Below are 22,095 nucleotides of genomic sequence, written 5' to 3'. Positions count from 1 at the left end.
CTTAGTTGACGGTCGCGTGGAACCGGGCAAGCAAGGCGTTGGCTTCTTCTTCCATGGTTGCAAAGGCTTCATCAACCGTTGCTGAACCGGAAAAGATGTCTTCATAGGCATTGTACATCGCTTCACGGATCTGGACGTAGAAACCCAAACGGTAGCCTTTGGTCCATTCGCCTGATGGCTGGTTCAGTTGCAGAACACCGACCTCAGCATCTGGCGTGGAGTCGTAGTACCCATCCGACTTGGCCAGTTCATAGGCTGCGTTCGTGATAGGAACATAGCCTGTTTCCTTGTGCCAGAAATACTGCACTTCAGGGCTCGCAAGGAAGTTCAGGAAGTCAGCAGTTGCGGCGTTCTCTTCGTCGCTTTTGCCGGCCATCGCAAACAAGGCAGCACCACCAATGAATGTGGCTTTGGGCTCGTCAATGATCGCTTTCCAATATGGCAGATAGGTCGTGCCGAACTCAAATTCCGTGCTCGCTTTCAACCCACCAAATGACCCGGAAGACCCAAGCCACATTGCAACTTTCTGCTGCACGAATGCGTCCTGGTTGTCACCCCAGCCACGACCGTAGAAGCCATAATACCCAGCATCAAGCCATTCCTTGACCTTGGTCCAATGCGTTTTCATCGCATCGTTATTGTACAGGATTTCTACATCCGTGCTGTCATACCCGTTGTTGCCTGTGGCAAGTTGCAGGTTATGACGGCTGTGGAAGTTCTCGGAGAAAATCCAGGGGCTGTGGCTTTGCGCCAGTGCCTGATACCCGGCCTCTTTGATGGTCGGTGCCATCGCCTCAAACTCTTCCCATGTGGTGGGCGGTGCGTCGATACCGGCCTTGGCAAGAATTTCCTTGTTATAATAGAGCAGCGGTGTGGAAGAGTTGAACGGCATGCCGATCATCTTGCCTTCGCTGTCGGCATAGAAGTTGCGAACGCCCTCGATATAATCGCTCGCGTCAAAGCCGCCCTCGTACTGCGTCAACAGATCAGCGACCGGAATCGTCGCGCCCGGTGCGTTGATGATCGTTGCCGCACCAGCGTCAAAAATCTGAATAAGGTTTGGTTGCTGGCTGGCGCGAAACGCCGCAATACCAGCGGTCATCGTATCCTCGTATCCACCTTTGTAAGTGGGCACGATCACGTAATCGGTTTGGCTGGCGTTATATTTTTCTGCAACTTCTTCAACGACTTCGCCAAGACGGCCGCCCATGGCATGCCAGAATTGAATTTCTGTCTGTGCCCATGCGCCGGTTGCAAAGGTGGCAAAACCTGCTGTGAGCAAGGTAATAGATTTCATCGGATACTCCCTAGTTGGAACTGCTTCATACAGTTTTGGTTCTTATGATCTTATGGTGACGCTTCCATGACAGGGCAAGGTCACGCAACAATCCAAGTCACCGCGCAGAGAATGACCCAAAACCCGCGACTGTCAACCAAAACGCTCAAACAAACCCATGTTCGCGTTTCTGAGACGGCACTCTATTTCAGTCGTTCGATGTGAATCGCGCGCCACTCCTCGATCGCAAGCTCTTTGGCCGAGCGAACAACCCTGATTTCGTTCAACGTTATCCTTTTGCCAACAAAGCGGTGGGACATTTCGTGCACGGCCTGTTGTCCCGGTTCACCAGCGGGCAAACCATAGGCAAGGCTCAGATGCGGTCGAAAAGGCTGCGGCAAAGGAACGGCGAGGCGCGCCGCCAAATCCTCCCGCGCAGATGCAACGGAACTTTCAATGTCGAGGTCAAGAAACAGTGACATGAAAAAATCTGCCGTTTGCGATACGCGACTGATACGCGCGGACGATTTTGGCAATGTCGCCAACAAGGAACGGCAAGCCGCCACAGTCGCTTTTGGCGCACCGCGCACATCCCCCAACAGCGTCAGATGCGGTTCAAAAACAGGTGCGGCGAAGCGTTCCGCGTATCGGGCGATCTCGTCGGTGAGGGATGGTCCCTGCCCTGTATCCGGACACAGCCAGACCGAATGCGGCGTTGATCTTTCGTGATCCAGTTTCTCTTCCTCCGAGGCTGCGTTGTCGCCAATCTCGATTGGTTTTTATCAAGGCGTGAAAGCCGGCCCCGTCTATGCCATAGTAACACGACAACGCACAGCCAAGGCCAGAGCAATCCTGTTTTGAGATACGCGCCTGGCTGGCGGCATACCATGGGAGAGCACAAAGATGTCAGCAGATCAAATCCGTCAGACAAAAGGCCGGGGCCAGCTTTATGACAGCGTTCTTGACACGATCGGGAACACCCCCGCCATTCGGATCAACCACCTCGCCCCTGAACATGTGACGATCTATGTGAAGGCTGAATTTTTCAACCCCGCGGGGTCGGTCAAGGATCGTCTCGCGGTGAACATCATCGAAGCGGCGGAGCGTGCAGGCACGTTAAAACCCGGACAAACGGTGGTCGAGGCAACAAGCGGGAACACCGGGATCGGCCTTGCGATGGTCTGTGCGCAGAAGGGCTATCCGCTGGTGGTGACCATGGCGGAAAGCTTTTCGGTGGAACGGCGGCGTTTGATGCGCATGCTTGGGGCGAAGGTCATTCTGACCCCCAAGAGTGAAAAAGGCTTTGGGATGTATAACAAAGCAGTCGAACTTGCGCAAAAGAACGGCTGGTTTCTGGCGCATCAATTCGAAACGGGCGCCAACGCAGACATCCATGAAAACACGACCGGGCCGGAAATCGTCGCCGATTTTGCAGGCGAGCGGCTCGATTACATCGTAACGGGCTATGGAACCGGGGGCACTGTGTCGGGTCTTGGGCGCGTGATCCGCAAAGAACGGCCAGAGACAAAAATCATCCTCACCGAACCCAACAACGCGCAGCTTTTGGGCAGCGGTCATGCGCAGGAACGCAACGCCGACAACTCCCCCGCCGTCAGCCATCCGGCGTTTGAGCCGCATCCCATCCAAGGCTGGACTCCGGATTTCATCCCGGCCGTACTGCAAGAAGCCGTCGATGGCGCGTATTATGACGATCTGCTGCCCGTGGCGGGCGCTGACGGCGTGAAATGCGCAAGGCTATTGGCACAGAAAGAAGGCATCTTTACCGGTATTTCAGGTGGGTCGACCTTTTCCGTCTCGCTGGAAATTGCCAAAACGGCAAAACCCGGCTCGGTGATCCTGTGCATGCTGCCTGATACCGGCGAGCGCTACCTTTCCACCCCGCTTTTTGAAGGCATCGGTGAGGAGATGGACACCGAAGAGCAGGCGATCTCGCACTCCACACCTGGCTATCAATTGGGCTAATCCGGCATGCGCGCTGATGGCAAAAGGACTTACTGGATCATGGCATTGACCCATTCGGCCAAAAACCCTCTGCTTTTGAGAGCATCCAGATAGGTCAGCAAGGCGGGGCTCAGCTCAATCATGGCCTGCCCCGCCGCATCACCGTCCAATTCCAGTATCGGCAACAACGCGCGTGATCCCGGCACGGGCTTGGTCGATGCACCCAAAAGATGCCGCATGAATTCCCTCGACACCTCGGGGTTTGCTGTCTGCGCAGAAATCAGGGCGGTGCGCATCATGATGGTCTGAAAATCACTCGGGAAGACGATCTCAAGCTGGTGTGCCAAATCCTCGCGCGCAGCCGCGTAGCTGCCCAGTACGTTATAGGCCAGCAAGATCTTACCTGCTGCGACATCCTCAATCATCGCCCCTGAACAGCAATAAAGCTGTACCTCCAGATTGCCCATCACCTCCATCAGACGCCAGTAGGTCTCGGACGTGCGCGCATCCTGCGTTGCAAACAGATATCCAAGGCCCGATTGGCGCACATCATAAGTGCCGACACGCCCGCGAAACTGATCGGGGCTTTCGCGCAGCACCCGGATCACGGCCTGCCTCGTTTGGGGCACATCACGTCCGTCAAAGGCCTGCCGGTTCAGGACAATCGCCGCCGGTTCAGATGTGAAGCCAAAAAGCGTGTGCCGCCAATGCGCCCAGTCAGGGTAGCCCAGCATTTCCATAGGTTGCGCAAACCCGTCGTTCGCCAATTTGAACTGCAAATCCATCGCGCTGGAGATAACAACATCATAGGCGTTCGGGGACTGGCGGAAGATGCTGTTCAAATCCGCCGTCCCGGCCACAAAATACTCAATCGCCACGCTGTCGCGGCCTGCGACAAATGCCGCAAGGACGGGCGCAAAAAGCGCTGTATCCGTGCTTGAGAGAATATGGAGCGTTGTTGACGCATCCGCGGCGCCGAAACGCTGCCTGTCTTCCCATTCCTGCCCAGATGCCGCGTCGCCGCACAGAATAAGAGCGAGGATCAGAACGAGAGTATGACGCATGCGCCTCCCTCCTTTCGATTGCTGAGGGTCAACGCTCCGCCATGGGCCTGTGCCACATCCTGCGCAATGGTCAGCCCCAACCCGGAGCCTGTGATCCCAGTCGCATTGCGTCCGCGTGCAAAGCGATCCACCAAGCTCGCCATCTCATCGGACGGAAAACCCGGGCCCTGATCACAGATCGTCACACGGCCGGCGGCTTCCTGATCAACGCGGATTGTAATCTCGCTTTCAGCGGGCGCGTATTTCAATGCATTATCAATCAGGTTTCGAATGGCGTTTTGCACCAAAATCGGATCGGCCAGAACGATAACCTGCGGGTCCGTTTCCAGGTGAAATGCGATGTCTTTCATCTCTGCGACAGGTTCAAGGCGGCTGACCAGTTCAATCACAAGCTCCGTCAAATCAAGGCTTTGTCGTTCCAGATGATCCGCCCGAAACGTGATCATCGCATGATCCAGCAGTTGCCCCGCCGCACGCGAGCTTTCGTCAATCGCCCGCACCATTGAGCGCAGCGCTTTGCGGTTTTCTTCCTTTTCGACGCGCTGCAGGGTTGCTTCGGCGTGCGAGCGCACCGTGGCCAGCGGCGTGCGGACCCGGTGCGCGGCTTCAGCGATGAAATCCTCGGAACGTTGCAGTGATTGGTCCAGTCGGCTCATCAGGTTGTTCAAGGAAGACACCAGCGGCACCATTTCCTTGGGCACCGGCTTTTCCACCGGACTGAGGTCTTGCGGGCCGCGCCGCGTGATGGACGACGTCAGACGGTTCAGCGGCCTGATGGTTGCCGAGGACGCCCAAAAGGATAACGCGGCCGCCAGCGCAAAAAAACTGACCCCAAACAGAGCAACCGTGTTCGAGATATCGCGCAACGTTTCCGACAAAGCATCCTGCGTCTGTGCCATGGAAACTGAAATTACGGTTTGTCTGTCCGTCGCAAAAAGCCTGCGCGCGTCCGAAGTGATACGCACAGCGGCGCCGTTGAACTCATCCGTCCACGATATGGCCTCAACCCCATCCGGCGCACGGCGCGGCAGCAGCGCATAGCCCGATAGCAGCGCATCATCACGGTAAATCGCATAAAACACACGGTCATCCAGCTCAGTGTTCAACATCGCCAGAGCCGCATAGGGAAAGTCGATCTCCAGATTACCATTTCGAATGACCGCTGAGTCGAGGATGGATGAGACCGACGCATTCAGGATGTTGTCCTGCCCCTGCTGGGCAATCTGCGTGGCATAAGCGCGCGTGAACAGATAAATCAAAACGGCCAATACCGCCGCCCCGCCGATCAACCCCACAGTCAGTCGGCGGCGCAATGAGGCGGATGAACGTACCACCTCAGACATGTTCCAGACTGTACCCCAAACCGCGCGACGTTCTGATCCGCAATTGTGACGGCTCAAGGTGTTTTCGAAGCCGCCCGACATATACCTCAATGGCATTGTCAGAGACGTCCTCGTCGTAGGAAAACAGCCGGTCCACCAGTTTCTGTTTCGAGAAAAGCTGCCCCGGCGCGTTGATAAACAGCTCAAGCAGCCGCAACTCGCGGTTTCGCAGTTTTACGGATTGGCCCGCCACGCTCAGACTGCCCCGAACCGGGTCAAAGATCACATCGCGCAGCTGCGTGACCGTCTGCGCCGACCCCACCCGACGGCGCAGCACCGCACGGCAGCGCGCCTCCAGTTCCGCATGATCGAAGGGTTTGGTGACATAGTCATCCGCGCCCAGATCCAGCAGGGTGATTCTGTCTGAAACCTGTGAGCGCGCTGTCAGAATGATGACCGGCGTGTCCTTCTGGCCTTGACGATGGTGTTGCAGAAAATCGCGCCCGTCGCCATCGGGCAACATGATATCAAGCAGGATCAGATCATAGTCGCCCACCTGCGCATAGGCCATGGCGTCCTCAATTCTCTCAGCATGATCAATCACATGGCCATCCAGACGCAAACGCGCCAACAGCGCCTGCGCCAATTCAATGTTGTCTTCTACCAAAAGAAATTTCATCGTTGCATTTCGCATGAGGCGGCCGCGTGACAGGTCCATGTCAGGTTGCCATGTTTGAGTGCAATCAACTGAGCCGGAACCGGTACAGTTGTCAAATGGGAGGAACACATGAGTACTTTGAAACTGGGCCGTCGCGCCCTGATGGGAGCGGCTGTGGCCGCGATGAGCCTTGGCGCACCAGCCTTTTCGGACGGTCATCAAGCCGTTGAGAGCATCCATTTCCTGATCCCCGGTGGTGCTGGCGGCGGCTGGGATGGTACGGCGCGCGGCACGGGCGAAGCACTGACAGCCGCCGGTCTGGTCGGCACAGCGTCATATGAAAACATGTCGGGCGGCGGGGGCGGCAAGGCCATCGGTTACCTGATCGAGAACGCAGACAGCAATCACGGCACCTTGATGGTGAACTCCACACCCATCGTGATCCGGTCCCTGACGGGCGTTTTCCCGCATAACTTTCGGGATTTGACGCTGGTTGCGGGAACAATTGGCGACTATGCCGCCATCGTTGTTGGAAAAGACAGCCCTATCAACAATATGGAAGACCTGTTGGCCGCATATGATTCTGATCCGTCGGCAACTGCCTTCGGCGGCGGTTCAGTTCCGGGTGGCCTTGATCACCTTGTCGTTGCAATGGTGATGGAGACAAGCGGACGCGATCCCTTGTCAGCAAAGTACATTCCCTATGATGCAGGCGGCAAAGCCATGGCTGCTCTTCTATCCGGTGAAATCGCCGCGCTTTCAACAGGTTTTGGAGAAGCGGTAGATCTTGCGAATGCTGGAGAAGCAAAAATTGTAGGCGTAGCCGCTCCTGAAAGGCTTGATACGTTCCCAGACGCTCCAACTTTAAAAGAGCAGGGTATTGATACCGAATTTGCAAATTGGCGGGGATTTTTTGGCGCACCCGGATTACCTGCCGAGCAAGTCGCAATCTATCAAGATGCCATCGCAAAAATGTATGATACGCCCGAATGGGAAGCTGTCCGGTCACGCAATGGATGGGTCAACATCCACAACAGTGGCGATGATTTCAAAGCCTTTTTGGAAGAACAGGAACAAATCATCGGCGATTTGATGAAAAAGCTGGGCTTTTTGTAAAAAGGACCGCTGACTTGGCGCCTGCGGCCCCGCGCGCGCCAAGTCGTTTTACGTTTTGAATGCTGGGAGGGTGTAATGGCGCTGGATCGCTGGATCGGACTTGTGTTGCTCGGTGTGTGCCTTGTTTATGGCTACACTGCGTGGTTCACGATGGATGGCGGGCTCGCCCCCTTTATGCAGCGCAACCCCATATGGCCGTCAACCTTTCCCAAAGTACTGTCCATCATGGGCATTATCGCATCCCTGATCATTGTGCTGGGGTTTGAAAAGGGTGAGGCAAAGATCGGCGACATCGATTACCGGAAACTCTGGGAATATAATCTGGGTCAGGCCCTGCTGCTTCTGGTGCTGATGGCGGCCTATGCGCTCTTGCTGCGCCCGGCGGGTTTTCTGATTTCGACCTCAGGATTTCTCATCCTTGGCTCGGTCATTCTGGGCGAGCGCAGGATCCTCCTTACCCTGATCATTGCCGCCGTCGCCACAGGTATCGTGTGGTATCTGGTGCAGGTCGTTCTTGGGATTTTCCTGCGGCCACTACCGCTTTTTCTAGGAGCCACATGATATGCTCGAAGGACTGCTAATCGGCCTTCAAACGGCCCTGTCGATCCAAAATCTTCTGATGGTCATCGGTGGCTGCCTCATCGGGACGTTTATCGGGATGCTGCCCGGCCTTGGCCCGATGTCCATCATCGCGATCATGATCCCGGTTGCCATATCATTGGGCGATCCCTCTGCGGCGCTCATCCTGCTGGCAGGCGTTTATTACGGCGCGATCTTTGGCGGCTCAACCTCGTCGATCCTGCTGAATGCACCGGGCGTTGCGGGTACTGTGGCAAGCAGTTTTGACGGCTTTCCCATGGCCCGGCAAGGCAAGGCGGGCAAGGCACTGACCATCGCGGCGATTGCCAGTTTTGCAGGCGGGACAATCGGTGCCATCCTTTTGATGGTCTTTGCGCCGATGCTGTCATCCGTCGCCTTGTTGTTTCATTCAGCTGAGTATTTTGCGTTGATGGTCGTCGGTCTGTCCGCCATCGCCGCCTTTGCAGGCACGGGTCAGGTGGCCAAGGCGATCATGATGACCGTGCTCGGCCTGATCATGGCAACCGTTGGCGAAGGCGCGCTGTTTAATATGCCCCGCTTCACTATGGGGCTGATGGACCTGCAATCAGGCTTCGGCTTCATCACGCTGGCCATGGCGATGTTCGCGCTGCCCGAGGCGCTGTTTCTGGTGCTCAAGCCCCGCGAAAACAAAGAAAGCGATGGCGACATCAAAGACCTGCGCATCACACGTGCAGAGGCGCGGGCCATCGCGCCCGTGATCGGACGTCAATCCGTGCAGGGCTTCTTTATCGGTGTTTTGCCCGGTGCGGGAGCCACAATCGCGTCCTTTCTCGGCTACGCGGTGGAGCGTAACATCGCCACCAAGGCAGAACAGGAAGAGTTCGGCAAAGGATCGATCAAGGGCCTCGCCGCCCCTGAAACAGCCAATAACGCGGCCTGTACCGGGTCATTTGTTCCCTTGCTCACGCTCGGCATTCCGGGCTCGGGCACGACAGCGATCCTGCTGGGTGCCTTGATCGCGCTGAACGTGACACCCGGGCCACGATTGATGATCGACGCACCCGAGGTTTTCTGGGCCGTCATCATGTCGATGTTCATCGGCAATCTGGTCTTGCTGGTCCTGAACCTGCCCCTTATCCCCTACATCGCCAAGGTCCTGTCCATCCCGCGCAATTTCCTGATCCCGTTTATTCTGTTTTTCACGCTGATGGGGGCCTATATCGGGCAGAATAATGCAACCGAGCTGTTGTTGTTGGTCGGTTTTGGCATCTGCGCGACCATTTTACGATTTGCTGACTATCCGCTTGCTCCCCTTCTGATCGGCTTCATCCTCGGCGGGATGCTGGAGGATAACTTTGCCCGTTCCATGCAGCTTTATGATGGTATTTCCTTTGTCTGGGAACGCCCGATGACGCTGGGCCTTTTGATCGTTGCGGCCATTCTTATCATCCTGCCAAGCTACCGCGCACGCCGCGCAAGATTGCGCGCGGATGGGATTGCAGACGGGGATTGAAACAGAAAAACCTTGTCCGCTGAAAGTGTTCAGGGTGCCCAGACAGTGGCAACGCGCAGGTTACCCCTCTGACTCGACACATGCGTTCCGCCACTCCTTGTCTTACAACGCCGCCCCTTGGCAATGTGTATTGAAGCCCTGCAAAGCGGCGATCTCAACAAACAACTGGTCAGCGCGATGAAGCCTCATCGTTGCTGTTCACTTTACCGGCGGGTCGGAGCGGACATAGGACCTGAATAAAATCTGCCGTACCTCGAACAGCCGAAATGAAAGATGCTGTCGTCAAATCGCCAGTAACCGCTCCATTGTTACCGCGGTGATTTAGCCTTGATGCGGGCGACAAGTTCGGCGTCATCTACGAAGTCATCAAGGAATTCATGCCAGGTTTTGGTGATTGCGCGGGCGTCGCCGATCATGTCCTTCAGCTCCGTGATGCCGTCGTCGGTCAGTGCGGAGACGGTTTCGTCAGCGCCGGCATATACGCTGACGATGTTGCCATATGTGAGGTTGTCGTCGTTGGAGATGATCGCTTCGAGAAGCTCGACGTCCTCGCTCAGCATTTTGGCGACATAGTCGATGGTGCAGACATGTGTCACCGCAGCCATCAGGCAGCCTCTGAATGGGTCGCGTTCAGCGGTGCCCAGTTCCACGGCAGCAACTCATCCAGCCGGTTGACCTTATGATCGTGAATGCGGTCGAGAATGTCAGCAAGATAGGCCTGCGGGTCGAGACCGTTGAGCTTGGCCGTTTCAATGACCGTCATGGCGCGTGCGAGAGTTTCTGCACCGGTATCCGCCCCTGCAAATAGCCAATTTTTTCTGCCGATTCCAATCGGGCGCAGGGCACGCTCGGCGGGATTGTTGTCGATGGCCACACGACCGTCAGTCAAGAACAGGCTGAACGCATCCTTGCGGCTCAACCCATACCTGAAGGCTTTGGCCAGATCACTTTTGCCGGGAATGCGCAGGAGTTGTTGTTCAGACCAGGCAAAGAAGGCCGTGACCTTTGGCTTGCTCAACTTTTGCCGCGCGGCATGACGGACGTCAGCGGGTTGACCGTTGATGTCACGCTCAATGTCGTAGAGCTTGCCGATCCGGTCGAGCGCCTCGCGGGCGATCTCGGATTTGGTCGATGCCCAAAAATCATGGAAGTCACGCCGCAGATGCGCCCAACAGGCCGCTTCGCGTAAACGCGGCACGCCACCCGGTTCAGGCACGTAGAGTTTGGCATATCCCTTATAGCCGTCGGCTTGCAGAATGCCGCGCGCGTCAGCCAGATGGCTAAGGACATGCTCTTCCTTCCAGTCTGGCGCAAACCGATAGACGGCACCGGGTGGTGAAGTCCCCGCCCAGGGGCGTTGGTCCCGCACATAGGCCCAGATCCGGCCTTGTCTGACCCCTTTTCCAAGACCCTTGTCGCGCTTTGACCGATCCAGCACCCGGATCGGCGTATCGTCCGCATGCAGCAGATCGCTGCCCATGATGTCGGCCTCGATCCGCACTATAAGCCGCGACAGGGTTTTCATTGCCCGCCCACACCAGCCAACAAGCGTGCTTTCTGGGATGTCGGCACCCATGCGGGCAAATATCTCGTGCTGACGATAGAGGGGAAGGTGATCATCAAATTTGGAGACCAAAATGTGGGCCAGCAGGTTTGGTCCCGCCATGCTGCCCGAGATCGGGCGGCTCGGTGCGGGCTCCTGCACCATCTTTTCGCAACGACGGCAGGATTTCTTGATGCGGGCGATCTGGATGACTTTCATCTGCGCCGCGATCATATCCAGCAACTCGCTGACATCCTCTCCCACCACGCGCAGATCACCACCACAGTCAGGACAGCACGTGCCAGGATCAAGCTCATGGCGCTCCCGCAGGGTCGTATCCGAGACGCGCGGGCGGCGGCGCAAAACGGGCGCATCGGCAGCCTCTTGCGAGGGTTCGTCCAACCCTTCATCGATGGGCGCATCATCGGTTTCGGCCACGGCAACCAGCAAGTCTTCGAGCGCCAGTTCAAGTTGCTCGATCTCGCGTTCAATCTTTTCCGAGGACTTGCCGAAAGCCAGCTTCTGGAGTTTAGCGATCCGTAAACGAAGCGCCTGGACCAGCTGATCATGGACCCGCAGCGTCGCCGAGATTTTGGCGTTTTCAGCCTGTAGTTCTGCGATCATCGCCCTCAATACAGCAGGATCATCGGAGAGGTTTTCAGCGGGTTTCGACATGCGTCTGATTACCAAAAAGCAGGCTGAGGCACCATATAAATAACGCCCATACAGACGTAAATCACCCTACACGCGCGGGCGGAGCGCCCCAATCCGGACGTCGCCAGTCGATCCCTTCCCAGAGCATCGCAAGCTGCGCAGAGGTCAACCGCGCAGAACCATCTTTGGCGCTTGGCCATGGAAATCGGCCGCGCTCTAGAACCTTGTAGTACAGGCAAAACCCTTGGCCATCCCAATACAGCAACTTCAGCCGATCACCTCGCCGCCCCCGGAAAGCGAACACCGCACCACCCGCCGGTTTCTGACGCAGCACATCCTGGGTCAAAGCCGAAAGGCCCGCGATGCCTTTCCTCATATCCGTGACGCCACAAGCCAGATAGACCCGAACCCCAGTTCCCGGACCAATCACGCCGCGTCTACCGCGCGGATCAGTCGTGTCAGCGCGGCGGCGTCCACGGCAGTGTCAAATCGCAAACAACGTCCATTGCTCAAGCGAAGCTCCACAGCAGATGGCGGCGTGGGCTCAGGCGGTGGTGTCACAGCCTCTGCAATATGGAAGTCAATTGGCAGAAAAACTGCACCCTCGCCGGTGGGCCACAGCCCCTTCTTCTTAAGCTCATGTCGCCATCTGTAAATCTGCTGGCGCGTCACATCGTGCCTATGCGCAACATGCGTGACAGTCGCCCCGTCAATTCCGACGGATGAAACAATCGCCAACTTGTCATCGTCATTCCAGCGACGCCGACGCTCAACACCTAAAACCTCACCGCGCATGACACCCTCCACATAAGACACGTCACTAACGACGTCGTTATGCACGTGTCTTAACGCAACAAGCCAAAATCAGGCAGGCGGTACCAATCGCGCGGTTACAATCGCCAGTGTTTAAGTTCAGCTTATCTAACATCGCTGAACGGGCCATCCAGCTTGATCCAATAAAAAAGGCGCGCCACTGAGGCGCGCCTGTCATACTTCGATTTTGAGAACTCAATGCGCCGTTGCACTATCATTCGTCTCAGGTGCTGGTGCCAAGGCAGCAGCGGCAGCGGCATCTTCTGCCTCTTGGTCCCACTCAATGCCCTCAGGTTTCCTGATCAGGGCGTGCTCAAGCACCTCGGACACATGTGACACCGGGATAATGTTCAACCCTTCTTTCACGTTGTCGGGAATCTCCGGCAGGTCCTTGGCGTTCTCTTCGGGGATCAGCACAGTCGTGATCCCACCGCGCAAAGCCGCAAGGAGCTTTTCCTTCAAACCGCCAATCGGCATCGCATTGCCCCGCAAAGAGACCTCGCCAGTCATTGCAATATCCTTGCGTACAGGGATCTGCGTAAGCACAGACACGATAGATGTCACCATTGCCAGACCAGCCGACGGGCCATCCTTGGGCGTGGCCCCATCGGGAACGTGCACGTGAATATCGATCCGATCAAATTGCGGAGGCTTCACCCCGATCTTTGGGCTGATGGAACGCACGTAGCTTGATGCGGCATCAATGGATTCCTTCATGACATCACCCAACTTGCCCGTGGTCTTCATCCGGCCTTTTCCGGGCAATCGCAGCGCCTCAATGCTCAAAAGCTCGCCGCCAACCGAAGTATACGCCAGCCCCGTCACCACCCCGATTTGGTCTTCCTTTTCGGCAAGCCCATAGCGGTACTTTTTGACCCCCAGAAAATCATCGATGTTCTCGTCGGTGACCGAAACAGTTTCAGCCTCCTTTTTGATAATTTTTGTCAAGGACTTACGGGCGACTTTGGCGATCTCACGTTCCAGATTCCGAACACCCGCTTCTCGGGTGTAGGTACGGATCATCTCGCTCAACGCACTGTCTTGCAGCTCGAATTCCTTGGATTTAAGTCCATGATTCTTGATTTGCTTCGGAATCAGATGCTGCTTTGCAATCTCACGTTTTTCATCCTCAGTATATCCGGCCAGCGGTATGATCTCCATCCGGTCGAGCAGCGGGCCCGGCATATTATAGCTGTTGGACGTGGTCAGGAACATCACGTTTGACAGGTCGTATTCGACCTCGAGATAGTGATCCACGAAAGTGGAGTTTTGTTCCGGATCCAACACCTCAAGCATTGCAGATGCAGGATCACCACGGAAATCCTGACCCATTTTGTCGATTTCATCCAGAAGGATAAGCGGGTTGGTTGTTTTGGCCTTTTTGAGGGCCTGGATAATTTTGCCGGGCATGGAGCCAATATAAGTCCGCCGGTGACCCCGGATTTCGGATTCGTCGCGTACACCGCCAAGGCTGATGCGAATGAACTCACGCCCCGTAGCGCGCGCCACGGATTTACCGAGCGACGTTTTCCCGACACCGGGCGGTCCAACCAGACACATGATCGGGCCCTTTATCTTGGTCGATCGCTGCTGCACCGCGAGGTATTCCACAATACGCTCTTTGACCTTTTCCAAGCCAAAGTGATCATCGTCCAATACTTTTTGCGCACGTGTCAGGTCTTTTTTGACACGTGATTTCTTTCCCCAAGGGATCGAAAGCATCCAGTCTAGATAATTGCGAACGACGGTTGCTTCCGCTGACATCGGGCTCATGTTCTTGAGCTTTTTAATCTCGGCATCGGCTTTCTCGCGCGCTTCTTTACTCAGCTTGGTATCTGCAATCTTTGCCTCGAGTTCGGCAACTTCATTCTTGCCGTCCTCTCCATCGCCGAGCTCTTGCTGAATCGCTTTCATCTGCTCGTTCAGATAGTATTCGCGCTGTGTACGCTCCATCTGCGATTTGACGCGCGTCTTGATTTTCTTTTCGACCTGAAGCACGGACATCTCGCCCTGCATCAGCCCGTAGACCTTTTCAAGCCGCTCAGACACGCTCAGCGTTTCAAGCAAATCCTGCTTTTGAGCGACTTCAATGCCCAGATGGCCAGCAACGAGATCTGCAAGCTTGGCAGGTTCGGTTGACTCGCCAACGGCCGAGAGGGCTTCCTCCGGCACATTCTTTTTCACTTTGGCATAACGCTCAAATTCATCTGTGACCGTGCGCAAAAGTGCCTCAGTCGTGGCCAGGTCACCGGGCATTTCGGTGAGATACTCCGCCCGCGCTTCAAAAAAGCTATCGTTATCGAGGTATTCAGTTATCCGAACTCTCGCTTGCCCCTCGACCAGTACCTTAACCGTTCCATCGGGCAGCTTTAACAGTTGCAGCACATTGGCGAGAACGCCTGCCTTGAAAATTCCGTCGCTGTCTGGGTCATCTTCGCCCGGATCGATCTGGCTCGACAGCAGAATCTGTTTGTCATCTGACATCACCTCCTCAAGGGCGCGCACTGACTTGTCGCGCCCCACAAAAAGGGGAACGATCATATGTGGAAAAACCACGATGTCGCGCAGCGGCAATACTGGATATGAGGCGTTAAGAGGCTCTTGCATGCTCTTTCCTTGTTTTTGGCAAGATGGAACCGGTCCCGCCTAGGCAGCAACACTTGTCCATCTCCGTTTCACGAAAGTTAAAATGGGGCGCTCTGCCCCTGAAATCAACCTAGGTGCCGATCTGGTGAACAGAATGGCTTTAGAAAATCCAAATCACAAGGTGCTCAACGCACTTTTAGTTTTATGCCGCATCGCGGGTCAGGACAGTTGATCTGTCAACGAGACCGACAGCGAAGAAACACGGGATGACAAGGTTTTCACCTCATCTGCGATGACGGTAAATCCTTTTCCAGCATCTCCGGCACGGGCCGCTTCGATAGAGGCATTGGTCGCAACCATGTTGATGACCCGTCCAATTTTCCCGATCTCAAGCGCAATCTTGTTGGTTTTTTCCATCGTCTTCGATTTGTCGGCTTCGGTCAGCTCCAGAAAGAACCCTGCCAATTCGCTCGTAAGCTTGTTGAGACCTTTCGCCACCCGCGTACAACATAGATCATACATGTCCTGCGAGGGGTTGAACCCGCGAATGCCGTCTGATTCGCAGGGGCTGCACCGCTCAAGCGTCCGTGTCAGTTCCGCCAAATCCCTTGTGACGTGCTGCACCCTTTTGGATATCGATTCGGGCAACTCGATCTGCAGTGGCTTGAGATGCTCAACCTCCATTTTGCCAAGGCTCTGGTGGGCTCTCTTCACATCACTGAGCGCCTGCATCAACTCGTCGGGTGCGACCACTTGTGTTTCTGCCTTGTCACCTTGCATGTGGAACACGAGGACTTGCATTGCAGCGACGCGCGCGGCGGCGACACTGTCCCGGATATCGTGCAGTGTTTTTTCCAGCGAAACAGACTCTTCTGCGTTAAATTGAGCGGTAACCGCGTTCATCTGCTCTCTCCCGATGCGTTTGTTCGCGCCTGTGTACAATCAATTGGTTTAAGCACAGGTTAATCGCAGCTGAAATCCGGGCGGACAGGCGGAAAACCGACACGTCGTGTGATTACACCGGCTCGATATCACCTTGAGCACGCTCAGTCGCGAAAGCCGCTGTCCATTCTACGAATGTACCTTGCGAAATTGCGGCACGCATATCTGACATAAGCTCTTGATAATAATGCAGGTTATGCCACGTTAAGAGCATCGAACTGATAATCTCCTGCGACCGGAAAACGTGGTGCAGATAGGCCCGGCTATAACTGCGGCACGCAGGGCATGTGCAATGTTCATCCAGCGGCCTCGGATCATCGGCATGGCGCGCGTTCTTGATGTTCACAACACCCCGACGCGTAAACACCTGCCCCGTTCGACCTGAGCGGCTGGGCAAAACACAATCCATCATGTCGATGCCGCGCGCCACGGCACCCACGATATCATCGGGCTTGCCCACCCCCATCAGATACCGGGGCTTTTCATGCGGTAACTGTTCCGGTGCATAATCCAAACAGCCAAACATCGCCTCTTGCCCTTCGCCAACCGCCAGCCCGCCGACCGCGTAGCCATCAAATTCAATGTCGCGCAGGGCCGCCGCACTTTGCGCGCGCAAATCTTCTTCCAGACCACCCTGCTGGATACCGAAAAGCGCATGCCCCGGGCGGTCACCAAAAGCGTCCCTGGACCGTGCAGCCCAGCGCATGGACAAATGCATGCTTTTCTCAATGGCAGCCCGGTCTGCTGGCAAGGCAGGGCATTCGTCAAAACACATGACGATGTCAGACCCAAGCAGCCGTTGGATTTCCATGGAACGCTCCGGCGTCAACATGTGTCGCGAACCGTCAATGTGGCTTTTGAAACTGACGCCCTCTTCAGTCAACTTGCGCAAAGCGGCGAGGCTCATGACTTGGAAACCGCCCGAATCCGTTAAAATCGGACGGTCCCAATCCATGAACTTGTGCAAACCTCCAAGACGCTCAATCCGTTCCGCGGTCGGGCGCAGCATCAAATGATACGTATTTCCAAGCAGGATATCCGCACCAGTCTGACGCACGGATCCCGGCAGCATCGCCTTGACGGTCGCGGCGGTGCCCACGGGCATAAAGGCAGGGGTGCGAATATCGCCCCGCGGCGTCGAAATCACGCCTGTGCGTGCGCGACCATCGGTGGCCTGAAGGTCAAAATTGAATCTCATTTTGTCGGTGTGACGCAAATCCCCCCCCTTTCCAAGCCCTTGGCGCTGTGTTTTCCCGGCGCCCCCCTTTAAGGCCGCGTGGAAACACCAAAGCGCCCTAACGCAGCAGATTTATTCAGTGACTTGGTGCGCAACCCGCTTTGGGCACGCAACAGGGTTACTACCGGGCGGGAGCTTGGGCAATACTGCGCCGCGCGCGCAATCGAACGGGGACGTTGATCAGTAAGAACTTTTTCAATTCTTGCATTTGTGGCTGCAAATGCGCACATCTGTGTGGCATGACTGAAAGGACCGCTCGCATGGATATCGAAACCCTGATCGTTGATCTTTTATCTGGCAATATCGTCTTGTTGCTACTGGCGGCCTTGCTAATCATTGTTGTGGTCAAGGGCGTCAAAATCGTGCCTCAGTCCGAGCAATATGTGATTGAGCGTTTTGGCAGGCTGCGCTCGGTGCTTGGACCCGGCATCAACTTGATCGTCCCTTTTATTGATCGGGTTGCGCATGAAATATCCATTCTGGAACGCCAGTTGCCCAACGCCAGTCAGGACGCAATCACCAAGGACAATGTGCTTTTACAGGTGGAAACGTCGGTTTTTTATCGCATTACGGAACCCGAGCGCACAGTTTATCGCATCAGGGATGTGGATGCCGCAATCGCCACGACCGTTGCAGGCATTGTGCGCGCCGAGATTGGCAAGATGGATCTGGATGACGTGCAGGCCAATCGCGCGCATCTCATCACGACGATCAAGGCACTGGTTGAGGAGTCGGTGGATAATTGGGGCATTCAGGTCACCCGCGCTGAAATTCTCGATGTGAATCTCGATCAGGCGACCCGGGATGCCATGCTTCAACAGCTCAATGCAGAGCGGGCACGCCGCGCTCAGGTGACAGAGGCCGAAGGGTCAAAGCGCGCCGTCGAATTGGCGGCCGATGCTGAACTATACGCATCTGAGCAGACGGCAAAGGCGCGCAGAATATTGGCGGATGCGGAAGCCTATGCAACACAGGTTGTCGCGAATGCAATCAACGAAAACGGCCTTGAAGCCGCGCAATACCAGATTGCGTTGAAGCAAGTCGAATCCCTGACGGCGCTGGGGGCTGGCTCTGGTAAGCAGACCATCGTGGTGCCGGCGCAAGCGATCGAAGCCTTTGGGGATGCCTTCAAGCTGCTAAAGGGGCGTGGCGTATGATCGGCGCACTGGGTCTTTGGTGGGTCTGGCTGGCCGCAGCCTTGGTCCTTGGACTGGCCGAAGTGCTGCTGCCAGGGTTCATCTTTTTGGGCTTCGCCATCGCGGCCGTACTTATTTCTGGCGTGGTCCTCATCGCGCCGGAACTCGGCGCGCCTGCCCTGCTCGCGGTCTACGGCGGCGGCGCGTTGATCTGCTGGATCGGCTTACGCGTTGTGTTCAGGAACCAGTCCAGCGGCGCGCGTATCGTCACCAAAGATATCAACGACAACTGATCAGGCCGTCTTTCGGTTGAGGTCGCTGGTACCACCTGCTACCCAAGGGTTCATTTTCGGCTCGGGGGAACAGCGATGGACAAGCTTACATTCGGTTGGGAGGAATGGGTATCTCTGCCCGACCTCGGTTTGCCTGCTATTAAGGCAAAAGTCGACACAGGCGCGCGCACCTCGGCCCTGCATGCCCACGACATCGAAGTCTTTGGCCCGGCCAAGACGCCAAAGGTCCGCTTTAATGTCCATCCGGTTTCAGGACGGGATGATATTTCCATCACCTGCTCTGCACCGCTTGTTGACCGCAGGGAAGTCACGTCCTCAAATGGCGAGGCGGAACAGCGTTTCGTGATATCTTCAGAGCTGCATGTCGGGGGGCAAACCTGGCCGATAGAGATTACGCTCACCAATCGCGCCTCGATGAATTCCCGTATGCTTCTGGGGCGACAGGCATTGAATGATCATATTTCAATATCGCCGACCGAACGTCACCTGCAACCTGAACTCAGCTATGAGGATTATCACAGCGCGTCCCTGAAAAAGGGCGCACCAAAACGCGCGCTGCGCATTGCTGTTCTCAGCCGCGAAGACAACTATTCAACGCGGCGCCTCGTAGAGGTTGGTGAAACACGCGGCCATGTTGTTGAAGTTATCGACACAACCCGTTGTTATATGGCCATTAATACCATGTCACCCGAAGTTCACTACGATGGCAAACGCCTGCCACGCTACGATGCAGTCATTCCTCGGATTGGCGCATCTGTAACGCCCTACGGCACCGCTGTAATCCGTCAGTTCGAAGCTATCGGGACCTACTGCGTGAACGGCTCTGCCGGGATCACCGCGAGCCGCGACAAACTGCACGCGCATCAGGTTTTGGCCACAAAACGGATCGGGATGCCATCGACCGCCTTTGCGGCTTCCCCTAAGGATACGTCCAACCTGATGGCATTGGTGGGTACGGCTCCGCTGATCGTCAAATTGCTCGAAAGCACGCAAGGCAAAGGCGTTGTCCTTGCCGAAACCAAGAAAGCCGCGGAATCCGTGATTGATGCGTTCCGGGGTCTCAAGGCAAATTTTCTGGTGCAGGATTTCGTCAAGGAAGCCGCAGGCGAAGACATCCGTTGTCTGGTGATCGCAGGCAAGGTGGTCGCGGCGATGAAACGCACCGGGGCGGAGGGCGATTTTCGCTCCAACTTGCATCGGGGTGGTTCGGCGAAAGTCGTGCGCATAACCAAAGAAGAACGCGACACAGCGGTTCGCGCCGCACGGGCGTTTGGCCTCGGCAAAGCAGGTGTTGATCTATTGCGCTCCACGTCCGGGCCAAAGGTGCTGGAGGTTAATTCCTCCCCCGGGTTTGAAGGGATCGAAAAAGCGACCGGCAAAGACATTGTCGGCAAGCTCTATGATGAGATCGAAACCCGCGTGCGCCCACAACCTGCGCGCAAACGTAGGTCGTAGTCAGACCCAAAGTTCTTTTGAAACGCTCAGCACACAGGCGAAACCGCCATTCGCGCAGCGATGGACGCTATCGATTGAATGGACGCCATGCTGCTGCCCCCACTTCGTGAGCAGGCACCGGTGCGCGATTGTTTTTCGCAGGGCACTGAAACGAGAATGCCGCATGGCTGTAATAAGACACAAATTACTGCTGTAACCGGAAGAGGGCCGAAGAACCCGGAACAATGCGGGTGAAGCCATAAAAAAAGCGTTTGGTCTGAGGCGTGAAAAAATTGTCTGGTGTTCTGAGTGGCTTTCAGTAAACGCGAAATCGGCGATTTCCGACCAAGTTGGCAAATTCTTTACATTGATAATTGCAAAAGGGCATCGGTGTTCGAACGCCCGTCAAAATAGGGTTTAAAAGGCACTCTGGCGCGGGCGGTGGGCACCGAATGAGGCGAAATCATGCGGGAAAATTAGGAAGTGCGCTTCCCAGTTTGCTCTAAACTTCCCCGAACTTGAACAAGCTGTCTGACGTCAGCTCTTAAGGGACCAATTAGGGCAATTTTTTAAGAGAGCTTTTGTTGCTCATCGTGGCCACCGATGAGTGGACGATGAGAAAGACAACGAAGAGCCCTGGCGAGAAGATCGTCAAAGATATAAAGCGGGCGACCCGCAAACATTACTCGTCCGAAGAGAAGATCCGGATCGTGCTGGATGGGCCGCGCGGCAAGGACAGCATTGCTGAGCTGTGCCGCCGCGAAGGCATCCACAGGGCATCTATTACAAGTGGTCTAAGGACTTCATGTAAGTTGGTAAGAAGCGGTTGGCGGGCGGTACAGCCTGTTCTGCTAACACCGATGAGGTCAAAGATCTGCGCCGTGAAGCCCGTGATCTGAAAGAGGTCGTGGCAGAACAGACGCTCGAACTCCGCTTGCTCAAAAAAAGCATGTACGATGGTGGGAGCGACCACGACTGAGATATCCTGCAACTGAGAAGCTGGAGATCATTCGTTTGATTGAGGGATCGCATCTGTCGACCCGTTTCACACTGGCTAAACGGGGCAGGAGATGATGTATCTGCGCAAGGAGGCTCAGGCACGGGCGTTTCTGGCGCAGGCGGTCACGCCCACCGATCTGACCGACTATCCCTTGATTGCAGCAGAAATCGGCATCACGGCACAGAGCGCCACGCAGGTCGCACAGGTCTACATCAATCTCGCCTTTCAGTGGGAGAGCGTGGGCGCGGCCCTCGAGACCGTCCGGCTGGGAGCCATCAACACCATCGAAACGGCCACGAACGCCTCCCAGATCACCCAGACACTCACGTCATTTTTTACAGCAATGGAGGCTTTCAATGCGCCTGCTTGATCCCGAGACCTTTGCCGACCAGCCCTATGTGGCGGGCCTGAACCAGGGCGGTCATATGATCGCCGGAGCAGCTCTTTTTGCCGGGGCCTTCACGCTGCTGGGAATGGACTGGGGTATTGCCCTTGCTCTGGTGATCCCGCTGGCGCTGGAGGCGTGGCAGTACGTAGCGCGCGATGCGGTCTGGTGGGACTGCCTGCTCGATCTGGCGTTCTGGCAAGTCGGAGCCCACGCATGGCTGCTGGCCGTCCTTATGGGGGACGTCTCGGGTCCTGCCATTCTGTTCCCGCTGTGGAGCCTACTCATCATGGGTGCGGTCGTGGCGGTGTTCACCATCTTTAAAGCCCGTTCGAAAGGGGATTCATAATGCCGACCAAGACGACTGAAATCAACGGCCCGACCCTGATCGCCTCCGGTGAGCAGAGCGTGACGATCTGCTTTGTTAAATCAGGTGTCGGCTCCTTCTTTGTCGACGAAACCACCACCCTTCCCGCCGCCAGCGATGTGGGAGCCTATCTGGGCGCACAGCCCGAAAGCATGAGCCTTGAGGCGGATCAGCACCTGTTTGTCACGGGGGCCGGGACACTGGTCGTCATCGCCCGCACGCCGGTCGTGTGA

The 22,095-nt window shown here is 56.1% G+C and carries 22 protein-coding genes and 1 pseudogene; 11 read left to right on the top strand and 12 right to left on the bottom strand.

What is annotated here, in order from left to right; genetic code table 11:
* Nucleotide 1 precedes the first annotated feature (1 nt).
* Both RLO149_RS07260 and RLO149_RS23520 read right to left on the bottom strand, forming a co-directional pair.
* Nucleotides 2-1,297: an extracellular solute-binding protein gene (locus RLO149_RS07260; protein ID WP_013961432.1), complete on the bottom strand. Its 1,296-nt coding sequence runs from the start codon at nucleotides 1,295-1,297 to the stop codon at nucleotides 2-4.
* Between the two features lie 182 nt (nucleotides 1,298-1,479).
* Entirely contained in the window at nucleotides 1,480-1,974 is a 495-nt protein-coding gene (locus tag RLO149_RS23520) for a 2'-5' RNA ligase family protein (RefSeq protein WP_281015729.1), read from the bottom strand.
* Nucleotides 1,975-2,179: 205 nt separating this feature from the next.
* On the opposite strand from RLO149_RS23520, the gene RLO149_RS07245 reads away from it, so the two are divergent.
* Nucleotides 2,180-3,259, top strand: a complete 1,080-nt coding sequence (locus tag RLO149_RS07245; protein ID WP_013961430.1) for a PLP-dependent cysteine synthase family protein — start codon at nucleotides 2,180-2,182, stop codon at nucleotides 3,257-3,259.
* A 29-nt stretch (nucleotides 3,260-3,288) separates the two neighbouring features.
* On the opposite strand, the gene RLO149_RS07240 is transcribed toward RLO149_RS07245, so the two are convergent.
* Genes RLO149_RS07240 through RLO149_RS07230 form a run of 3 tightly spaced genes read right to left on the bottom strand, consistent with a single transcriptional unit; the run spans nucleotide 3,289 to nucleotide 6,303 of the window.
* Nucleotides 3,289-4,302, bottom strand: a complete 1,014-nt coding sequence (locus tag RLO149_RS07240) for an ABC transporter substrate-binding protein (RefSeq protein ID WP_013961429.1) — start codon at nucleotides 4,300-4,302, stop codon at nucleotides 3,289-3,291.
* Nucleotides 4,281-5,645 (bottom strand): sensor histidine kinase, encoded by a 1,365-nt coding sequence (locus RLO149_RS07235; protein ID WP_013961428.1) that lies wholly within the window; start codon nucleotides 5,643-5,645, stop codon nucleotides 4,281-4,283. The genes RLO149_RS07240 and RLO149_RS07235 overlap by 22 nt, the downstream gene beginning before the upstream one ends.
* Nucleotides 5,638-6,303, bottom strand: coding sequence for a response regulator transcription factor (locus RLO149_RS07230; RefSeq protein WP_044025569.1), 666 nt, complete (start codon nucleotides 6,301-6,303; stop codon nucleotides 5,638-5,640). Before RLO149_RS07230 ends, RLO149_RS07235 begins: the two co-directional genes overlap by 8 nt.
* Nucleotides 6,304-6,411: 108 nt before the next feature.
* Here RLO149_RS07230 and RLO149_RS07225 point away from each other — a divergent pair, with 108 nt between their 5' ends.
* From RLO149_RS07225 to RLO149_RS07215, 3 genes are all read left to right on the top strand, one after another.
* Nucleotides 6,412-7,398: a Bug family tripartite tricarboxylate transporter substrate binding protein gene (locus RLO149_RS07225; protein ID WP_013961426.1), complete on the top strand. Its 987-nt coding sequence runs from the start codon at nucleotides 6,412-6,414 to the stop codon at nucleotides 7,396-7,398.
* Between the two features lie 75 nt (nucleotides 7,399-7,473).
* A complete protein-coding gene (locus tag RLO149_RS07220; protein WP_013961425.1) occupies nucleotides 7,474-7,959 on the top strand; it encodes a tripartite tricarboxylate transporter TctB family protein in 486 nt (161 codons plus the stop codon).
* Between the two features lies 1 nt (nucleotide 7,960).
* A complete protein-coding gene (locus RLO149_RS07215; RefSeq protein ID WP_013961424.1) occupies nucleotides 7,961-9,472 on the top strand; it encodes a tripartite tricarboxylate transporter permease in 1,512 nt (503 codons plus the stop codon).
* Between the two features lie 308 nt (nucleotides 9,473-9,780).
* Here RLO149_RS07215 and RLO149_RS07210 read toward each other — a convergent pair whose 3' ends face one another.
* The 7 genes from RLO149_RS07210 to tgt all read right to left on the bottom strand — a co-directional run bounded on the left by RLO149_RS07210 (nucleotide 9,781) and on the right by tgt (nucleotide 17,208).
* On the bottom strand, nucleotides 9,781-10,077 hold the full coding sequence (locus tag RLO149_RS07210; RefSeq protein WP_013961423.1) for a hypothetical protein: 297 nt from the start codon (nucleotides 10,075-10,077) through the stop codon (nucleotides 9,781-9,783).
* Nucleotides 10,077-11,690 (bottom strand): IS66 family transposase, encoded by a 1,614-nt coding sequence (gene tnpC / locus RLO149_RS07205; protein ID WP_013961422.1) that lies wholly within the window; start codon nucleotides 11,688-11,690, stop codon nucleotides 10,077-10,079. Before tnpC ends, RLO149_RS07210 begins: the two co-directional genes overlap by 1 nt.
* A 61-nt stretch (nucleotides 11,691-11,751) precedes the next feature.
* Nucleotides 11,752-12,099 carry an IS66 family insertion sequence element accessory protein TnpB gene (gene tnpB, locus RLO149_RS07200; protein ID WP_013961421.1) on the bottom strand — a complete coding sequence of 116 codons (348 nt, stop codon included), beginning with the start codon at nucleotides 12,097-12,099 and terminating at the stop codon, nucleotides 11,752-11,754.
* Nucleotides 12,096-12,464, bottom strand: coding sequence for an IS66-like element accessory protein TnpA (gene tnpA / locus RLO149_RS07195; RefSeq protein ID WP_013961420.1), 369 nt, complete (start codon nucleotides 12,462-12,464; stop codon nucleotides 12,096-12,098). Before tnpA ends, tnpB begins: the two co-directional genes overlap by 4 nt.
* A gap of 213 nt (nucleotides 12,465-12,677) precedes the next feature.
* Nucleotides 12,678-15,089, bottom strand: a complete 2,412-nt coding sequence (gene lon / locus RLO149_RS07190; protein ID WP_013961419.1) for an endopeptidase La — start codon at nucleotides 15,087-15,089, stop codon at nucleotides 12,678-12,680.
* A 198-nt stretch (nucleotides 15,090-15,287) separates the two neighbouring features.
* Nucleotides 15,288-15,971 carry a methyl-accepting chemotaxis protein gene (locus RLO149_RS24345; RefSeq protein WP_013961418.1) on the bottom strand — a complete coding sequence of 228 codons (684 nt, stop codon included), beginning with the start codon at nucleotides 15,969-15,971 and terminating at the stop codon, nucleotides 15,288-15,290.
* Nucleotides 15,972-16,083: 112 nt separating this feature from the next.
* The gene (gene tgt / locus RLO149_RS07180) at nucleotides 16,084-17,208 is read right to left on the bottom strand and encodes a tRNA guanosine(34) transglycosylase Tgt (protein ID WP_013961417.1); all 1,125 of its coding nucleotides are present in this window, start codon (nucleotides 17,206-17,208) and stop codon (nucleotides 16,084-16,086) included.
* A gap of 299 nt (nucleotides 17,209-17,507) precedes the next feature.
* Here tgt and RLO149_RS07175 point away from each other — a divergent pair, with 299 nt between their 5' ends.
* The 7 genes and pseudogenes from RLO149_RS07175 (at nucleotide 17,508) to RLO149_RS07145 (ending at nucleotide 22,095) form a co-directional block, all read left to right on the top strand.
* Nucleotides 17,508-18,404, top strand: coding sequence for an SPFH domain-containing protein (locus RLO149_RS07175; protein ID WP_013961416.1), 897 nt, complete (start codon nucleotides 17,508-17,510; stop codon nucleotides 18,402-18,404).
* Complete coding sequence (locus tag RLO149_RS07170; RefSeq protein ID WP_013961415.1) at nucleotides 18,401-18,676, top strand: hypothetical protein; 276 nt, start codon at nucleotides 18,401-18,403, stop codon at nucleotides 18,674-18,676. The genes RLO149_RS07175 and RLO149_RS07170 overlap by 4 nt, the downstream gene beginning before the upstream one ends.
* A gap of 75 nt (nucleotides 18,677-18,751) precedes the next feature.
* The gene (gene rimK / locus RLO149_RS07165) at nucleotides 18,752-20,131 is read left to right on the top strand and encodes a 30S ribosomal protein S6--L-glutamate ligase (protein ID WP_013961414.1); all 1,380 of its coding nucleotides are present in this window, start codon (nucleotides 18,752-18,754) and stop codon (nucleotides 20,129-20,131) included.
* A gap of 593 nt (nucleotides 20,132-20,724) precedes the next feature.
* Nucleotides 20,725-21,175 (top strand): annotated as a pseudogene (locus RLO149_RS24095) (transposase); the annotation flags it as partial.
* 5 nt (nucleotides 21,176-21,180) lie between these two features.
* Nucleotides 21,181-21,480 (top strand): hypothetical protein, encoded by a 300-nt coding sequence (locus tag RLO149_RS07155; RefSeq protein WP_013961413.1) that lies wholly within the window; start codon nucleotides 21,181-21,183, stop codon nucleotides 21,478-21,480.
* On the top strand, nucleotides 21,467-21,844 hold the full coding sequence (locus RLO149_RS07150) for a hypothetical protein (protein ID WP_013961412.1): 378 nt from the start codon (nucleotides 21,467-21,469) through the stop codon (nucleotides 21,842-21,844). Before RLO149_RS07155 ends, RLO149_RS07150 begins: the two co-directional genes overlap by 14 nt.
* Nucleotides 21,844-22,095: a hypothetical protein gene (locus RLO149_RS07145; RefSeq protein WP_013961411.1), complete on the top strand. Its 252-nt coding sequence runs from the start codon at nucleotides 21,844-21,846 to the stop codon at nucleotides 22,093-22,095. Before RLO149_RS07150 ends, RLO149_RS07145 begins: the two co-directional genes overlap by 1 nt.

The sequence above is a fragment of the Roseobacter litoralis Och 149 genome, from assembly GCF_000154785.2.
Lineage (GTDB): Bacteria > Pseudomonadota > Alphaproteobacteria > Rhodobacterales > Rhodobacteraceae > Roseobacter > Roseobacter litoralis.
Note: the sequence above shows the minus strand (reverse complement) of the source record. Positions and strands in the feature narration are given on the sequence as shown.